General features: G+C 74.2%; 18 protein-coding genes. 7 read left to right on the top strand and 11 right to left on the bottom strand.

Going from position 1 to position 16,326, the window contains the following annotated elements:
- Positions 1-36: 36 nt before the first annotated feature.
- The 5 genes from FR742_RS17295 to FR742_RS17315 are packed head-to-tail and all read right to left on the bottom strand — an operon-like array spanning position 37 to position 4,264.
- Entirely contained in the window at positions 37-834 is a 798-nt protein-coding gene (locus FR742_RS17295; RefSeq protein WP_148031897.1) for a pentapeptide repeat-containing protein, read from the bottom strand.
- 19 nt (positions 835-853) lie between these two features.
- Positions 854-1,498: a response regulator transcription factor gene (locus FR742_RS17300; RefSeq protein ID WP_148031898.1), complete on the bottom strand. Its 645-nt coding sequence runs from the start codon at positions 1,496-1,498 to the stop codon at positions 854-856.
- Positions 1,489-2,589 carry a sensor histidine kinase gene (locus tag FR742_RS17305; RefSeq protein WP_148034622.1) on the bottom strand — a complete coding sequence of 367 codons (1,101 nt, stop codon included), beginning with the start codon at positions 2,587-2,589 and terminating at the stop codon, positions 1,489-1,491. The genes FR742_RS17300 and FR742_RS17305 overlap by 10 nt, the downstream gene beginning before the upstream one ends.
- Before the next feature lie 20 nt (positions 2,590-2,609).
- Entirely contained in the window at positions 2,610-3,371 is a 762-nt protein-coding gene (locus FR742_RS17310) for an ABC transporter permease (protein WP_148031899.1), read from the bottom strand.
- Positions 3,368-4,264, bottom strand: a complete 897-nt coding sequence (locus tag FR742_RS17315; RefSeq protein WP_148031900.1) for an ABC transporter ATP-binding protein — start codon at positions 4,262-4,264, stop codon at positions 3,368-3,370. Before FR742_RS17315 ends, FR742_RS17310 begins: the two co-directional genes overlap by 4 nt.
- A 110-nt stretch (positions 4,265-4,374) precedes the next feature.
- Between FR742_RS17315 and FR742_RS17320 the strand changes: the two genes are divergently transcribed.
- Together FR742_RS17320 and FR742_RS17325 are read left to right on the top strand one after the other, a co-directional pair.
- Complete coding sequence (locus tag FR742_RS17320) at positions 4,375-4,947, top strand: TetR/AcrR family transcriptional regulator (RefSeq protein WP_148031901.1); 573 nt, start codon at positions 4,375-4,377, stop codon at positions 4,945-4,947.
- A gap of 43 nt (positions 4,948-4,990) precedes the next feature.
- Positions 4,991-6,193: a Cmx/CmrA family chloramphenicol efflux MFS transporter gene (locus FR742_RS17325; protein WP_261808581.1), complete on the top strand. Its 1,203-nt coding sequence runs from the start codon at positions 4,991-4,993 to the stop codon at positions 6,191-6,193.
- Here the strand turns inward: FR742_RS17325 and FR742_RS17330 are convergent.
- A complete protein-coding gene (locus FR742_RS17330) occupies positions 6,157-6,825 on the bottom strand; it encodes a trans-aconitate 2-methyltransferase (RefSeq protein ID WP_187281185.1) in 669 nt (222 codons plus the stop codon). The two genes, FR742_RS17325 and FR742_RS17330, sit on opposite strands and share 37 nt — an antisense overlap.
- Positions 6,826-6,997: 172 nt before the next feature.
- Here FR742_RS17330 and ligA point away from each other — a divergent pair, with 172 nt between their 5' ends.
- The 3 genes from ligA to FR742_RS17345 all read left to right on the top strand — a co-directional run bounded on the left by ligA (position 6,998) and on the right by FR742_RS17345 (position 10,422).
- On the top strand, positions 6,998-9,085 hold the full coding sequence (ligA, locus tag FR742_RS17335; protein ID WP_148031903.1) for an NAD-dependent DNA ligase LigA: 2,088 nt from the start codon (positions 6,998-7,000) through the stop codon (positions 9,083-9,085).
- A 196-nt stretch (positions 9,086-9,281) separates the two neighbouring features.
- Entirely contained in the window at positions 9,282-9,527 is a 246-nt protein-coding gene (locus tag FR742_RS17340) for a hypothetical protein (RefSeq protein ID WP_148031904.1), read from the top strand.
- A gap of 148 nt (positions 9,528-9,675) precedes the next feature.
- Positions 9,676-10,422 carry a TetR/AcrR family transcriptional regulator C-terminal domain-containing protein gene (locus tag FR742_RS17345; RefSeq protein WP_315970618.1) on the top strand — a complete coding sequence of 249 codons (747 nt, stop codon included), beginning with the start codon at positions 9,676-9,678 and terminating at the stop codon, positions 10,420-10,422.
- A 1-nt stretch (position 10,423) separates the two neighbouring features.
- Here the strand turns inward: FR742_RS17345 and FR742_RS17350 are convergent, their stop codons facing one another.
- Positions 10,424-11,590 (bottom strand): MFS transporter, encoded by a 1,167-nt coding sequence (locus FR742_RS17350; protein WP_148031906.1) that lies wholly within the window; start codon positions 11,588-11,590, stop codon positions 10,424-10,426.
- Positions 11,591-11,634: 44 nt separating this feature from the next.
- On the opposite strand from FR742_RS17350, the gene FR742_RS17355 reads away from it, so the two are divergent.
- Complete coding sequence (locus tag FR742_RS17355) at positions 11,635-12,657, top strand: ROK family transcriptional regulator (RefSeq protein ID WP_222708963.1); 1,023 nt, start codon at positions 11,635-11,637, stop codon at positions 12,655-12,657.
- 59 nt (positions 12,658-12,716) lie between these two features.
- Positions 12,717-13,373 (top strand): class I SAM-dependent methyltransferase, encoded by a 657-nt coding sequence (locus FR742_RS17360; protein WP_148031908.1) that lies wholly within the window; start codon positions 12,717-12,719, stop codon positions 13,371-13,373.
- Here FR742_RS17360 and FR742_RS17365 read toward each other — a convergent pair.
- From FR742_RS17365 to FR742_RS17380, 4 genes are read right to left on the bottom strand one after another with little or no spacing between them, the layout of a single operon-like run.
- Positions 13,364-14,077 (bottom strand): SRPBCC domain-containing protein, encoded by a 714-nt coding sequence (locus FR742_RS17365; protein WP_148031909.1) that lies wholly within the window; start codon positions 14,075-14,077, stop codon positions 13,364-13,366. The two genes, FR742_RS17360 and FR742_RS17365, sit on opposite strands and share 10 nt — an antisense overlap.
- A gap of 1 nt (position 14,078) precedes the next feature.
- On the bottom strand, positions 14,079-14,666 hold the full coding sequence (locus tag FR742_RS17370) for a helix-turn-helix domain-containing protein (RefSeq protein WP_187281186.1): 588 nt from the start codon (positions 14,664-14,666) through the stop codon (positions 14,079-14,081).
- 43 nt (positions 14,667-14,709) lie between these two features.
- Positions 14,710-15,948, bottom strand: coding sequence for an RNA polymerase sigma factor (locus FR742_RS17375; protein WP_261808582.1), 1,239 nt, complete (start codon positions 15,946-15,948; stop codon positions 14,710-14,712).
- Positions 15,945-16,298: a YciI family protein gene (locus FR742_RS17380; RefSeq protein WP_148031910.1), complete on the bottom strand. Its 354-nt coding sequence runs from the start codon at positions 16,296-16,298 to the stop codon at positions 15,945-15,947. The genes FR742_RS17375 and FR742_RS17380 overlap by 4 nt, the downstream gene beginning before the upstream one ends.
- Between the last annotated feature and the right edge of the window lie 28 nt (positions 16,299-16,326).

The raw sequence follows: 16,326 nt of genomic DNA on the forward strand, positions 1-16,326 counted from the left end.
GGCGAACAGGGTGCCGGAACCCGGTGGGTCAACCGGTTATCGGCCGCTCCAGTGGGCGGGACGGTCGAGGGCGGGCGGCAGCCTGGTGGCGGTGTCGCCCTGGGCGGAGCCGATCTGGGACCGGGTGAGGAAGAGGCTGCCGGTGAGGTCGGCGCCGCTGAGGTCGGCGGCGCGCAGGTCGGCCCCGATCAGGTCGGCCTGCCGCAGGTCGGCGCCCTTGAGCTGGGCGCCGATGAGGTAGGCGCCGCGCAGGTCGGCGCCACGCAGGTCGGCGCCCTTGAGGTTGGCGCCCATGAGGTCGGCGCCCCTGCGCTTCTTGCCGCGCAGCCCGGCCCGGGCCAGCTCGCTGGCGCGCAGCAGCAGCGGGTTGACCCGCTCGCGGCAGGCGGCCACGTCGGCGGCGAGGATCTCCTCCGGGGTGGCGCGGGTGAGCCGCCCGGTCTCGTCCAGGAGCGCGCGCAGGTCGGCGTGCAGGGGGCGGGCGGCGGGGAGCGCGAGCGCCTCGGTGAGGTACCACAGCAGCTCGTGGAGCTGGCGCACCACGGGGAAGACGGCGAACATCTCGCGGGCGGACTCGGGCCGCCGCCGCCAGTCGCGACCCGCGTACACGACCTGGGTGACCTTCTGGCCGGCGCCGAAGCAGTCGTAGGCCACGCAGCCGGGGAAGCCTTCGCGGCGCAGGTCGCGGTGGATGCCGCAGCGGAAGTCGTCGCGGAGGTTGCGGCACGGCTCGCCGGCCGCCTTGTCGACGGCGAAGTCGGCGGAGCGGGAGAAGGGCAGCGCCACGCAGCACAGCCCGGAGCAGCTCGCGCAGTCGGCTTTCAGATCGTGCACGCGCGTCGTCGCCCCCGGGTCAGTCGTCCAGATAGCGCAGGATGGCCAGCACCCTCCGGCTGTAGGCGGGGGTGGCCGGCAGCTCCAGCTTGTCGAAGATGGCTTGGATGTGTTTCTCGACCGTGCTCAATGATACGTGCAGGCCTTCGGCGATCGCCCCGTTGGCGTAACCCTGCGCCAGGCGGTGCAGGACCTCGCGCTCGCGGCCGGTGAGCCGGCGCAGCGGGTCGGCGCGGCTGGTGCGGGCCAGGAGCTGGCGGACCACCTCGGGGTCGATGACGGTGCCGCCGGCGTGCACCCGTTCCAGCGAGCCGAGGAACTCGGCCACCTCCGACACCCGGTCCTTGAGCAGGTAGCCCAGCCGGTCGCCGGACCCGGCGAGCAGCTGGGCGGCGTAGGTCTTGTCGACGTACTGCGACAGCACCAGCACGCCCACCTCGGGCCAGCTCTCGCGGATGCGCAGCGCGGCGCGCAGGCCGTCGTCGGTGTGGGTCGGCGGCATGCGCACGTCGACCACGGCCACGTCGGGCCGGTCGGCGGCGACGGCGTCGACCAGGGCGGGCGCGTCGCCGACCGCGGCCACGACCTCGTGGCCGGCGTCCTGGAGCAGGCGGGCCAGCCCTTCGCGCAGCAGCACGGCGTCGTCAGCCAGGATCAGCCGCACGCCCCCTCCTTGGGCAGAACCGCGGTCACCCGGGTGCCGCCGCCCGCGGGGCTCGCCACCTCGAACGCGCCGTCGAGGGCGAGCACCCGGCGGGCCAGCCCGGACAGACCGCCGCCGGAGGGGTCGGCCCCGCCCTGGCCGTCGTCGGAGATGTCCACGCGCACCGCCTTCCCGTCCTCGCCGAGCACGACCAGGATGTCACGGGCGCGGGCGTGCTTGACCGCGTTGGTGATCGCCTCCCGGGCGACGAAGTAGAGCGCGGTCTCCACCTGCGGCGCCGGCCGGTCGCCGAGCCCGTAGTGCACGGTCACGGGTACGGGCGAGCGCTCGGCCACGCCGGCCAGCGCGGCGCGCAGCCCCAGCTCGTCGAGCGCGGTCGGGTAGACGCGCCAGGCGACGCTGCGCAGCTCGTCGAGCAATCGACGGGACTCGGCGTAGGCCTGGTCGACCAGGGCGGGAGCGTCGGCGGGGCTGTGACGGGCGCGGCCGAGCAGCATGGCCAGGGCGACGCCGCGTTGCTGCACGCCGTCGTGCAGGTCGCGCTCGATGCGGCGCCGCTCGTCGTCGACGGCGCGGACGATGCCGGACCGGGTCGTGGTCAGCTCGGCGATGCGCCGCCTCATCTGTTCCTGGACCCCGGGGCCGAGGAAGCGGGCGGCCAGGCGGCGCTCGGCGGCCACCGTCGCCCAGCAGCAGAGCGCGGCCAGGGCCAGCAGGACGGCGGCGCAGTCCAGGCCGATGATCAGGCTGTCGGTGGTGAGGTTGATGCCGGGGAAGCGCAGCACCACCGGGGTGGCCGACCCGGTCACCACGGCCCATCCGGCGCCGGCCAGGAACAGCGCGCCGACGAAGCCGAGCGCCAGTGTCAGGTAGCCGCCGGCCAGGCCGGTGACCGCGCGGGCCGCGAGGTAGCCGGTGCCCGCCGCGCCGGCCTCGGCGTCGTACCCGAGCAGGGCCCGCAGCCGGGCGCGTTCCAGCGCCACCAGCCGCGGCGCCCAGCGGGCGCGGGAGGGCCAGGCCAGCGCGAGGAGCAGCAGCTCGGCTCCCCCGGTGACCGCCCCGGCCAGCACCCCGGCGAGCCTGCGCAGCATGACGTCCACGGCTGCGCAGTCTAGGCGTCGCGCCGGCGCAGCACCGCGTAGCCCGCGGCCACGGCCAGCGCCGTCCAGGCGGCGAGCCAGGCCAGGCCCTCGCCCGGCGGGTAAGGGAGCGGCCCGCCGGTGAGGTTGTCGGTGCTTCCCAGGAACGCCATCCCGGCGAACGTCGGCAGCCGCAGCGACACCTCCACCGCGGCGGGGACGCCCGTCATCACCAGCAGCAGCGGCAGCCCGAGCGTCGCCATGAACAGCGCCGCCAGCGACCCCGCCGAGCCGCGCAGCGCCGCGCTCACCCCCACCGCCAGCACCCCGACCAGCGCGTGGAAGACGCCGAGCCGCAGCAGGTCGGCCGCGGTCTCGGCGGGCGCGAGCGCGGGCGCCGAGCGGAACACCGGCGCGAGCAGCACCAGGTAGGTGGCCAGCGCGGCGGCCGCCCCGGTCAGCACTCCGGCGGCGAACAGCACGGGCGCCACCACGAGCGCCTTGGCCGCGAGCATCCGCCCGCGCACCGGCACGGCCTGCAGGGTGGGCCTGATGGTGCCGGAGGCGTACTCGGTGGTGACGGCCAGCACGGCCAGCGCGATGGCCGCGTACTGGGAGAACAGGATCACCGACACGACGGGCTCGGTCGCCTGGACGTGCTCGCTCTCCATCGCCGCCGCGCCGCCCAGCGTGACCGCGCCGAGCACGCTGACCACGACGCCCGCGGCCAGGCAGAGCCAGGTGGAGCGGATCGACCGGAGTTTGACCCATTCGGCCGCCATCGCGTCTCTCATCGGGTCACCCCGTACTCAACGCTGCCGGCCGTGAGCTCCTGGAAGGCCTGTTCCAGCGAGGGTTCGCGAGGGCTCAGCCCGTGCAGCCGCACGCCCGCCTCGTGGGCGAGGTCGCCGACCCGTTCCACGGTCGCGCCGGTCACGACCAGCTCGTTCTCGCCGCGCCGGACGGCCGTCAGGCCGGCGGCGGCCAGGCGGTCCGCCAGGTCGCCCGCGTGCGGGCTGCGGACCACCACCTCGGTGGCCGCCAGGAGCCGCGACAGCGGCGCGTCCGCGAGCAGCCGCCCTTTGCCGATCACCACGAGGTGGTCGGCGGTGAGCTGCATCTCGCTCATCAGGTGGCTGGAGACGAACACGGTGCGGCCCTCGGCGGCGAGCGACCGCATCAGCTCGCGTACCCAGCGCACGCCGTCCGGGTCCAGCCCGTTGACGGGCTCGTCGAACATCAGCACCTCGGGGTCGCCGAGCAGCGCCGCCGCGATCCCCAGACGCTGGCTCATGCCCAGCGAGTACGTGCCGGCCCGCTTGCCGGCCACCGTGGCCAGCCCGACCCGTTCGAGCACCCGCGTGACGCGCGCGGCGGGGATGCCGTTGGCCCGGGCCAGGGCCAGCAGGTGGGCCCTGCCGCTGCGCCCGGGGTGCGCGGCGCGGGCGTCGAGCAGCGCGCCGACCGTGCGCAGCGGCCTGTCCAGCCGGTGGTACGGGGTGCCGCCGACGAGCGCGGCGCCGGAGGAGGGCCGGTCGAGGCCGAGGATCATGCGCATCGTGGTGGACTTGCCCGCGCCGTTCGGGCCGAGGAAGCCGGTGACGGCGCCGGGCTTCACCTGGAGGGTGAGGCCGTCGACGGCGGTGCGCTCGCCGTACCGCTTGGTGAGCCGGTCAAGGGTGATCATGTGTTCTCACGCTAGGCGGGCGCGGGTGCCGCGACCATGGGGCCGCCCGCCGACTCGTATGGCGGATTCCCGTATTGCACAGATCAGTCCAAAACGCTACCGTACGGAACATGGCACGACCGAGGACGTTCGAGGAGGAGCAGGCCGTCGAGGCGGCCATGCGGGCGTTCTGGGAGTCCGGCTACGAGGCGACCTCGACACAGGACCTGTGCGCGGCCACCGGGCTGGGCCGCAGCAGCGTCTACAACGCGTTCGAGAGCAAGCGCGAGCTTTTCCTGAAGGCGCTGCGGCGCTACATGGAGCGCAAGGACGCCGAGCTGGCGGAGCTGCTGGACAGCGAGCTGCCGATCAGGGAGAAGGTGCGCACCCTGCTGTGGTACGCGGTCGACAGCCCCGAGGGCGAGCCGCCGGGCTGCATGGTGGTCAACACCCTGGTGGAGCTGGGGCCGCGCGACCCCGAGCTGGCCGAGCCGGCCAGGCGCCACCAGGAGGAGCGGGTGGCCAGGCTGCGTGACGCGTTCGCGGCGGCGCGCGCCGAGGGCGAGCTGGGCCCCGACCGGGATCCCTGCGCGCTCGCGCACTTCCTCATGGCCACGGTCGGCGGCATGCGGGTGGCCGCTCGCGGCGGCGGCGACCGGGCGGCGCTGGAGGCGATCGCCACGACCGCGCTGCGGGCCTTTTGAGCTTTTCCCGCCCTTGTTTTGTACTGATCTATCTAAAATTGGAGTGATCATTGTGCCGCTGGCCGTCTACGTCCTGGGCGTGGCCATCTTCGCCCAGGGGACGTCGGAGCTGATGCTCGCAGGGCTGCTGCCGGAGATGGCCGCCGACCTGGGCGTCTCCGTGCCGGAGGCGGGCCTGCTGATCTCCGGGTTCGCGCTGGGGATGCTGGTGGGCGCCCCGGTGCTGGCCGTGCTGACCCTGCGCTGGCCGCGCCGCGACGCGCTGCTGGCGTTCATGGCGGTGTTCGCCGTCACCCACGTGGTGGGGGCGCTGACCTCCTCCTATGGGGTGCTGCTCGCGACCCGCGTGGCGGGGGCCTTCGTGTACGCCGGATTCTGGGCGGTGGCGGCCGTGACGGCGATCGGCCTGGTGCCGGTCAGCGCCCGGGGGCGGGCGATGAGCGTGGTGGCGGGCGGGCTCACCGTGGCGACCCTGGTCGGCCTGCCGGCGGGCACCCTCGTGGGGCAGAGCCTGGGCTGGCGTGCCGTCTTCTGGGCCGTGGCCGCGCTGTCGGCGCTCGCCGCGGCCGGCGTGCTCGCCACCGTCCCGGCCGCCCGCCCGGAGCCGCCGGCGGGCGGGGAACTGCCGCTGCGCGCCCAGGTGCGCGCGCTCGCCCGGCCGCAGGTGTGGCTCGCCTGCGCCACCACCGCCGTCTCCACCGCCGCCCTGCTGGTCGTCTTCGCCTACCTCGCCGCGCTGCTCGTCGACACCACGGGCCTGGCGCCGGCCTGGGTCGCGGGCGTCCTCGCCCTGTACGGGCTGGGCTCGCTGATCGGGATCACGCTCGGCGGCCGGGTGGCCGACTCCCGGCCGTTCGCCCTGCTGTTCACCGGACTTTCCGGAGTGACGCTGGTGTCGGCCGGGATCGCGCTGGGCGCGGAGGCGGCGTGGGCGGTGGTGCCGATGGCGTTCCTGCTGGGCGGGTTCGGTTTCGCCGTCAACCCTGCGCTCAACACCCGCGTGTTCGCGCTGGCCGCGGGCGCGCCGGCGCTGGCGGCGGCGGTGAACGTGGCGGCCTTCAACACCGGCATCACCGTGGGCCCCTGGCTGGGCGGGCTGGCGCTGGAGGCGGGGTTCGGGTACGGGTCGATCGGCTGGATCGGCGCGGCCCTCGGCCTCGCTGCCCTGGGCACGGTGGCGCTGGCGCGGGTGACGCGGGCGCCGGAGGTTCAGGCGGCGCCGGTCGAGCCGGTCGGCCGCGCCTGATAGACGCACACCGAGAACGGCCGGCGCGCCGTGGTCTCCACCCGCTCGCTCACCTGGGACAGCGGGCTCGCGTGCACGAACCGGTGCAGCCGCCTCGCCTCCGGCCACGGATGCACCAGCACCAGCACGCCGCCGGGACCGAGCAGCCCGGCCAGCTGCTCGCTGGCCCGCCTCAGCCGGTCGCGGCGGCCCAGGTAGTAGAGCGTCTCCGCGCAGAACACCAGGTCGTAGCGGTGTTCAGAGGTGAAGGTGAGGATGTCGGCGGCCAGCAGCCTGGTGCGGCCGGACGCCTTCTCCACCCGCTCGGCCGCCCTGGACAGCGCCCGCTCCGAGATGTCGAGCCCGGTGATGTCGGCGTCGGGGTAGGCCTCGGTCAGCAGTTTCGTGAAGACGCCCTCGCTGCACCCGACCTCCAGGATCCGCCCGTAGGGGCGGTCGGGGATCTGCGCGAGGGTGGCCGCGTACTTGGCCTGCTCGTACGCGTCCGTGCCCATGTGCCAGGGGTCGGGGTTGCGGTGCCACCAGTCGAAGTAGCGGCGCAGGAGGGCTCCCTGACCGCGGGAGCCCAGCAGGGACAGCGTCCGGAAGAAGGTCCGGTGCATGAGATCCCCGACGTCCTTGACACCCGCCATGCGGCCCCCTTCGGGTCGGAACTCCGGCCGTTTCATCCTGCATGATGAGATCGCCGCGCGAGCGGCGGCGACGCGGCCCCTCTCGCCGGCTCCGGCGGGAGGGGCCGCCGCGTCCGCTGAGCCGCTGGTCGGAGACACGAAAATGTCAGTGCCGGTTGAGAGGATGAAGCTCATGACCGACACCGCGCCCCACACCGTCCTGGCCGACCGGGCCGCCTACGCCGAGGCCGTGCGGCGGGCCCTCGACGCCAACGCCGCCTATTACGGCACCGGCGAGTCGGAGCTCGACGACGACGACTACGACCGGTTGTTCCGCGGCATCCAGGCCTACGAGGCCGCCCACCCCGGCGAGGTGCTCCCCCACTCCCCCACCGGCAAGGTGGCCGGCGGCGCGGTGACCGGCGACGTGCCCCACACGGTGCCGATGCTCAGCCTCGACAACGTGTTCTCCGCCGAGCAGCTCGCCAAGTGGGTGGCCGGGCTGGAGCGGCGGCTGGGCCGCCCGGTGGCGGCCTTCAGCGTGGAGCCCAAGCTCGACGGCCTGGCCGTGTCGGCGCGCTACCACCGGGGCGGGCTCGTGCAGCTCGTCACCCGCGGCGACGGCGCGGCCGGTGAGGACGTCTCCCACAACATCGGCGCCGTCACCGGGCTGCCGCGGCGGCTGTCGAGGCCGGTCACCGTGGAGATCCGCGGCGAGGTGCTGATGACGGCCGAGCAGTTCGATGCCGCGTGCGCCAAGCGGCAGGCGCACGACGGCACGACCTTCGCCAACCCGCGCAGCGCCGCCGCCGGCACGCTGCGCGCCAAGGACCGGCCCTATGTGTGCGAGCTGACGTTCTTCGGCTACAGCGCGCTGCCGCTGCCGCCCGATGACGACTCCGAGCTGGCGGCGAGCCTGCGCGAGCTGCCGCACAGCGAGATCATGGAGCTGGTGGCCGAGCTGGGCGTGGCCACGACGGCGGCGACCCCGGTGGCAGGCATCGTGGCGACGACGGTGGAGCGCATCCAGGAGCGCATCGGCGAGGTGGCGGCGGCGCGGGCGACGCTGCCGTTCGGCATCGACGGCATCGTGATCAAGGCCGACAGCGCCGCCGACCAGGCGGCGGCGGGTTTCGGTACGCGTGCGCCGCGCTGGGCGACCGCCTACAAGCTGCCCGCCACCGAGAAGATCACCAAGCTGGTCGGGGTCGAGTGGGGCGTCGGCCGCACCGGCGTCATCGCGCCCCGGGGCGTGCTGGAGCCGGTCGAGCTCGACGGCAGCACCGTCACCTACGCCACCCTCCACAACCCCGCCGACATCGCCCGCCGCGGCCTCAGGCTGGGCGACCACGTCATGGTCCACAAGGCGGGCGACGTCATCCCCCGGATCGAGGCGCCGGTGGTCCACCTGCGCACGGGAGAGGAGACGGAGATCGTCTTCCCCGAGTCGTGCCCCAACTGCGCGGGCGAGATCGACCGGTCGCAGGAGCGCTGGCGCTGCGTGCGGGGCCGCGCCTGCCGCGCACTGGCGTCCATCCTCTACGCGGCGGGGCGCGACCAGCTCGACATCGAGACGCTCGCGGAGAACCGCATCGTCCAGCTGCTCGACGCGGGTTTGATCATCGACTTCGCCGACCTGTTCACGCTGACCCGCGACCAGATACTCGGGCTCGACCGGATGGGCGAGACCAGCGCCGACAAGCTGCTGGCCGCCCTCGACCAGGCCCGTGCCAGGCCGCTGAGCAGGGTGTTCTGCGCGCTGGGCGTGCGCGGCACGGGCCGGTCGATGTCACGCCGCATCGCCCGCCACTTCCGCACGATGGACGCGATCCTGGCCGCCGACGCCGAGGCCGTGCAGCAGGTGGAGGGCATGGGGCCGGAGAAGGCCACGCTCCTGGTCGCCGAGCTGGCCGAGCTGCGCCCGCTGATCGCCAAGCTGGCCGCCGCGGGGGTCAACATGACCGAGCCGGGCCAGGCTCCGGACCCCGCCGGGCCGGCCCCGGCCGGCGAGACTGCCGAGCTTCCCCTCACGGGCAAGACCGTGGTGGTCACGGGCGCCATGACGGGCGAGCTGGCAGCCCTGACGCGCAACCAGATGAACGAGCTGATCGAACGGGCGGGCGGCAAGTCGTCGTCGAGCGTCTCGGCCAGGACCAGCCTGCTGGTGGCGGGCGAGAAGGCGGGCTCCAAGCGGGCCAAGGCGGAGTCCCTCGGCATCACCGTCATCACCCCCGACGACTTCGTCACGCTGGTCGCCGGCCACCTGACTCCGGCGACCTGAACGGATCCCGAAGACGACGTCCTGGGGTCCGGTGCCGTCACTCGCCGTGAATCGGCGGCGTGGCGTGCTTCAGGCCGCCGAGCGGGGATCTGCCCGGCCTGTAATGAGTTCTCATGTCTGGCGTGGCGTTTCCTCCGAAGCCAACTTGGCTACGTATAGTGACGGATCGATACCACTTCGTGATCAAGGGGAGATCATGAAAACTTCGCTCATCGCCGCGGGTGGCCTGCTGTTCGCTTCGGCCGCCTTCGCTACCGCCATGGCCGTTCCGGCCGCTGCCACCGTCTCGTACCCGCCGTGCACGTTCGACGCGGAGTACGACGGCGCCTGGATCAAGACGCACGGCGACGACGTCGCGCTCGGCACGCGTGACGTCGAGGTGTGCAAGCGGTTCTGGGGCTTCCACCACGACCACGGCTTCGAGCCATTCGGCGAGGACTGATACGGGCTCCTGATAATGACGACCGGCGCCGGCACGGATCTTCCGTGCCGGCGCCGGCGCTTGTCGCGGATATCCTCGACGCGTAGAGAGATCCCCGAGGAGCCGCACGTTGGTCGTCTACGCCGGGCAAGGTGATCCACGCCGGTCGATGGCGCTGCTGTGGCGGGCCGGGCCCGCCCAGGAGGCCCGTCCCGGCCCCAAGCCCGGCCTGAGCGTCGACGAGATCGTCGACGCCGCCATCGCCATCGCCGACGCCGAGGGCATGGCCGCGGTGTCCATGCGGCGGGTCGGCGAGCGGCTGGGCCGCAGCGGCATGGCGCTCTACACGTACGTACCGGGCAAGGGCGAACTCGTCGACCTCATGTACGACCGGGCGCTGGCCGCGTTGCCCGCGGCCTACGACCTGTCGGACGGCTGGCGGGCGGCGGTGTCGGCGTGGGCCCGCGAGGTGCGTGCCTTCTACCTGCGCCACCCGTGGGCGTTGCGGCTCTCGCAGGCCCGGCCGGTGCTCGGGCCGAACGAGTTCACGCTGCTGGAGTCGCTGGCGGGGATCCTGCACGAGACGGGCCTGCCGCCGGAGGTGCTGCGCGGCGCCGTGTCGCTGCTCACCGACTTCGTCCGCGGGTCGGCCGCCACCGTGGCCGAGACCCGGCGGGCCGGGGCCGAGACGGGCGTGTCCGACGAGGAGTGGTGGCGGGCCAGGGGCGCGATCCTGGCGGAGGTCGCACCCGGCTTCGCCGGCCGCTATCCGGTGCTGTCGCGGGTCGAGGCCGGGCCGCCGCGGCCGGGCGAGGAGCCCGTCGCCTATCTGGAGCGCAAGTCGAGCCAGGCGTTCGAGACGGGGCTCGCGCTGGTCCTCGACGGCCTGGAGACCGCCAGGTCACGCCGCCCATAGCTCACCGCTTCCCGGCCGGCACCGGCACGGGCCGCGACGCCGCCGCCGGCCGCAACGCGCCGGCCAGCAGGCCCATCACGGCGGTGAGCGCGGCGAACACCCAGAACACGGCGGGGAAGGACGCGGCGCCCGCCAGCCAGCCGGTCGCCCCCGGCGCGGCCAGCCCGGCCAGGTACGTCATCGTGGCGGCCCCGGCCACGCCGGTGGCCGTGTCCTTGCCCGCGTTGCCGGCGGCGGCGAACACGAGCGGGATGACGACCGCCATGCCCACGCCGAACAGCGCGAACCCCGTGACGGTGACGGCCGGGACGCGTCCGGCCGCGATCACCACTGTGCCGAGTGTGGCCAGCACGGCGGCCCACCGCACGGTACGGACCGGGCCGAACCTGCCGATGACCGCGTCCGCGCGGAACCGGGCGAGCACCATGAAACCGGCGAAGACCGCGTACGCGACGGCGCCCACGGCCTCGCTCGAACCGGTGACCGCGATGGTGTAGACGGCGGCCCACTGCATGCTGGACAGCTCGACCACCGCGGCGCACACCCCGACCAGGCCGATGACGAACACGGCCTTCGACGGGAGGGCGAAGTGCGGCGGCGTGTGCCCGCCCGAGGCGGGCCGCCCGCCGGGAACCCCCCGGAGCGCCGGTACGGTGGCGGCCATCAGCAGTGCGGCCACCATGACGTGGTGGGCGCGGGCGTCGAGCCCGGCGTGCGCGGCCGCCACGCCGACGCCGGCCCCGGCGAAGTTGCCGACGCTCCACATGCCGTGCAGGCCCGCCATCACCGAACGGCCGACCCGCCGCTCCACCTCGACGCCCTGCGCGTTCATGACCACGTCGACGGCGCCGGCGGTGGCGCCGAGCAGGAACATCACCAGGCACAGCCAGCCGAACCCGGGCGCGAAAGCGGGCAGCACCAGCGCCGCGCAGTTGAGCGGGAGCAACACCCGCAACACGGTCCGCGCGCCGAAGTGGTGGGCTAACCGGCCGGTCGTGGGCATCGTCAGGAACGCCCCGACCGGTGGGCAGAGCAGGGCCAGCCCGAGCATGGCGGGCTCCAGGCCGAGGTTGTCCTGGATCCACGGCGTGCGGGTGACCAGGCTGCCCGTGACCGCTCCGTGCAAGGCGAAGGCCGCGGCGATGGCGCGATGATGGGGATGTCTCATGGGTAGTAAATTATCAGGTAGGGTTCCTGATGAAAAGAGGAAAGATGCGTACGGCGACCCCGAGCACCGCTCGCGCGATCAACGACCGGCTGGCCCTGGACCTCCTGCTGGAGCAGGGCCCGCTGACGGCGCCGCAGCTCAAGACGCTGACCGGGCTGTCGCGGCCCACCGTGTCGGACCTCATCGAGCGGCTCCAGGCCGGCGGGCTGGTCGAGGCGCACGGCATGACCGGCGGCGACCGGCGCGGCCCGAACGCCAAGCTCTACCGGATCGTCGCCGGACGCGCGCACGTGGCGGGCGTCGGCGTGCGCCGCGACGCCATCCACGCGGTCGTCACTGACCTGGCGGGCACGACCGTCGGCACCCGCACCCGCGAGGCGGGCGGCGACCTGGCCGAGCAGGTCGCCGCGGCGGTCACCGAGGCGGCGGCCGGCCGGGCCGTCGACGCGGTGGCCGTCGGCGTGCCCGGCGTGGTGGACCCGCGGACCGGCGACATGCTGGAGGCGAGCATGCTCCCCGGCTGGCGGCCCGGCCTGCTGGGCGACCTGCGCGCACGGCTGGCCGCGCCGGTCGTGCTGGAGAACGAGGTCAACCTGGCCGCGCTGGCCGAGCACCGCGAGGGGGCGGCGGCCGGGCGGGACGACTTCGTCATGCTCTGGCTCGACGAGGGGATCGGCGCGGCCGTCGTGCTCGGCGGCAGGCCGCGGCAGGGGGCGTCGGGCGGCGCGGGCGAGATCGGCTTCCTCGACTCCTCGGCCGGGTCGATCTGCGATCTGCTCACCAGGCAGGAGGTCTCCCGGCTGGACCTCGGCGAGCTGGCCCGCCGGGTGGTGCTGGCGGCGTTCCCCGGGGTCGCGGTGCTGGACCCCGGCCTGGTCGTGCTGGCCGGCGACACCGGGCGCGAGGGCGGCGCGGAGCTGGCCTCCCGGGTCGCGGACGGGCTCGCGGCGGTGGCGCCCGTGCCGACCGAGGTTCGGGTGACGGAGGTCGAGGGCGACCCGGTGGTCAAGGGGGCGGTGGTGACGGCCCTGACGACGGCCCGCGACGCGATCTTCGGCGCGCCGTGAGTCCTGAGCCGTCGGCGGAAAGCCTGGCCGGGTAGCGGGCGGCGTGATCCGCTGAGGTGATGAAGGCCGCTTACGACGAGATCGCCGACTGGTACGCAGAGGAGTTCCTCGGCGCCGGTGACCCGCTGGGCATCGAGGGGGTGCTGCGCGGGCTGCTGGGCGAGGGCGCGGGCCCGTGCCTGGAGATCGGGTGCGGCACCGGCGTGCACGCCCGGGTGGTGCGCGAACTGGGGTGGGCGCCGTTCGGGGTGGACCTGTCGGAGCGGATGCTCCGCCACGCCCGGGGCCGCCTGCCGACGCTGCGGGCGGACGCGGCGCGGCTGCCGTTCGCGGACGGCCGCCTGCCCGCCGTGATCGCGGTGATGGTGCACACCGACATGCCCCGCTACCCCCAGGTGCTGCGCGAGGCGGCCAGGGTGCTGCGTCCCGGCGGGCTGTTCGTGCACGTGGGGGTGCATCCGTGCTTCTGCGGCGGGTTCGCCGACCGCAGCGACCCGGGAGCGCTGGTGATCCGGCCCGGATACCGCGACAGCCACTGGACCAAGGAGTCGTGGACCGACAAGGGCGTGCGCGCCAAGGTGGGCGCCAGCCACTGGCCGCTGTCCGGCCTGCTCAACGACTTCCTGGCGGCGGGGCTGACGCCGGAGCGGTTCGAGGAGAGCGGCGGGCCCGTCCCGCTGGTGCTGGCGGTACGGGCCCGCAAGGCTCAGCCGTAGAGCCGTTCCAGCCAGGCCCGCCAGGCCGGGCCCTGGCCCGAGGCGTCGCCGAACACGTGGTGGGAGGCGATCATCGGGCCGTGGAAGCCCTGCATGAACCGGTAGAGCGCGTCGGGTGCGCGGATGCCCAGCGTCTGGTCGCCGCGGTGGTAGACGACGCCCTCCACCCCGGCCGCGTCCAGTCTGACCTTGTCGCCCGGCGTGGCGTGCCCGAGTTCCGCGTACAGGATCTCCCAGGCGCGCGGCCAGTCGGTCACCGGCGGGCCGAACTCCACGACCGGGGTCGCGTGGCGGCCGGGGAAGTGCGTCAGATACTCGACGAGCGTGGCGAAGAACAGGGACAGGCCGCCGGACATGGCCTCGAACTCGTCGGCCCAGTCGTCGCCGGGCAGGAAGCCGCTGGTGACCATGCGCACCATGGTGCTGCCCTGGCCGCGGCCCTCGACGAGGAACTCGTAGGCGACGAAGCGCCCGTCCGCGGCGATGTCGCTGGTGTGGGCGAAGTGGCGCGGCTCCTCCGCCGCGGTCACCCTGGACGGCTCCATCTCGCCGCCGCCGAAGGCGGTGCGCACCACCCCGCCGGCCACCTGGCTGCGGCCCAGGTACCACGAGTCGATGCCGGGCCCGGTCGAGATGGCCGCCCACACCTCCTCCGGGGTCGCCTCGACGACGGCCTCCTGGGGCAGCTCGAACTCGCGTCCCACCTCAGCGCTCCTCCTTCACCGCGGGGTGCACGGCGACGACGAGCCGGTGCTCGCGACCGCCCGCGGCCTGCTCGTCGTGATACTTGCTCACCAGATGGGTGACGGCGTCGGCCAGCTCCTCGGCGAACGCCGCCCGGTCGGCGGCCGAGGCGAAGCGGACCTCTCCGTCGATGGCGAACGTGGCCACCCGCTTGCCCGCCGTGGCGGCGCCGGTGATCAGCGTGCCCACGTCGCGCACCAGCTTGGCGGCCACGGCCAGCAGCCAGCGGGCCGACAGCCGGTCGGGGGCGCGCTCGGGGTCGGGCTGCACGGCGGCCAGCGCCACCGGGGAGATCACGAAGGACGCGGCCTTGGCCTGCATCACCCGCTCGGTCACGTTGCCCTTCTTGCGTTCCTCGACCAGCTCGACCAGGCCGTGCTTCTCCAGCGTGCGCAGATGGTAGTTGACCTTCTGCCTGGCCAGGCCGACCTTGGCGGCGAGCGAGGTCGCCGAGCCCGGCTCGACCAGCTCGGCCAGCAGCCTGGAGCGCATGGGATCGAGCGACGCCTCGGCCGCCGCGGGATCCTCGATCACCGTCACTTCGTACATGGGCCCAACATCGCACCGAAAAAAATAATTGTCAACTATCGGGTCAGCACACCGCGGCCGCCCTGTCCTCCAGATAGCGGCGCTCGGGCAGGCTGGTGGTGCGGCGGGCGGCCTCACGGTAGGCGTCCGCGGCCGCCTCCGGCTCACCCGCGCGTTCGAGCAGGTGGGCGCGGACGGAGTGGAGCCGGTGATGGCCCGCCAGCCGCCCGTCACGGGCCAGCTCGTCGAGCCGCGCCAGCCCGGTCCGCGGGCCGTGCACCATCGCCGCGGCGACCGCCTGGTTGAGCGCGACGACGGGATTGTCGTCCAGCTCCGCGAGCACCCCGTACAGAGCCAGGATCTGCCGCCAGTCGGTGTCGGCCGCAGCGGGCGCCTCGTCGTGCACGGCCGCGATCGCGGCCTGCACCTGGTAGGGGCCGAGGGGCGCGCCGGCCAGCGCGCCGGTGACGAGCGCGACGCCCTCGGCGACGAGCCGGCGGTCCCACAGGGCGCGGTCCTGCTCGTCGAGGGGGACGAGCCGGCCCGCCTCGTCGGTGCGGGCCGGGCGGCGCGCCTCGGTCAGCAGCATGAGCGCCAGCAGGCCCGTGACCTCGCCGTCGCCGGGCAGCAGCCGGTGCAGTTCCCTGGCCAGCCGGATCGCCTCGGCGGTCAGCTCGGGCCGGTGCAGGTCGGGGCCCGAGGTGGCGGCGTAGCCCTCGTTGAAGATCAGGTAGAGCACGTGCAGGACCACGCGCAGCCGCCCCGCGCGCTCCGGTTCGGGCGGCGGCGCGAACGGCACGCCGGCGGCCCTGATGCGCTGTTTGGCCCGGCTGATGCGCTGCGCCATGGTCGCCTCGGGCACCAGGAAGGCGGCGGCGATCTCGGCGGTGGTCAGGCCGCCGACGGCGCGCAGGGTGAGCGCGAGCTGGGAGGGCTGTGACAGCGCCGGGTGGCAGCACAGGAAGAGCAGGGTGAGCGTGTCGTCGCCGCCGGGCGCCCGCTCCTCGCCGGGAGCCGGGGCGACCAGTTCGTCGGCGGGCGTGCGGGCGGCGGCGTTCTCCTCCCTGCGGCGGCGGGCGGACTCGCTGCGCACCTGGTCGGTCAGCCGGCGGGTGGCCACGGTGAGCAGCCAGGCGCGCGGGTTGTCCGGCAGGCCCTGCGCCGGCCACTGCACGGCCGCGTCGATCAGCGCCTCCTGGACGGCGTCCTCGCAGGCGTCGAACTGCCCGTGGCGGCGCACGAGCACGCCGAGAACCTGGGGGACGAGCTCGCGCAGCAGGTCGTCGGCCACAGCCGTGCTCACGCGGTGACCTCGTTGATGATCGGCCGCACCTCCATCGCGCACAGGCGGGCGTCCGGCCAGCGGGCGGCGATGTCGGTGGCCCGCTCGACGCTGTCGCACTCGACGATGAGGTAGCCGGCCAGGAACTCCTTGCTCTCCAGGAACGGCCCGTCGGTGACCGCGGGCACGCCGTCGCGCACCACGACCGTCTTCGACTCGGCGGGCCCGGCCAGGGCCTGGCCGCCGACCAGCTCACCGGTCGCGGCCAGCTCCTTCATCAGCGTGTCGACCTCGGCCATGACCTGGTCCCGCGCGCGGGCGATCGCCTCCTGGGACGCGGGGTTGCCGTAGATCAGCAGTAGGTACTTCATCGGCGTTCCTCATGCACGCTGACACCCT

It is taken from the genome of Nonomuraea sp. C10, from assembly GCF_008017515.1.
In the GTDB taxonomy this organism is placed as follows: Bacteria; Actinomycetota; Actinomycetes; order Streptosporangiales; family Streptosporangiaceae; genus Nonomuraea; species Nonomuraea ferruginea.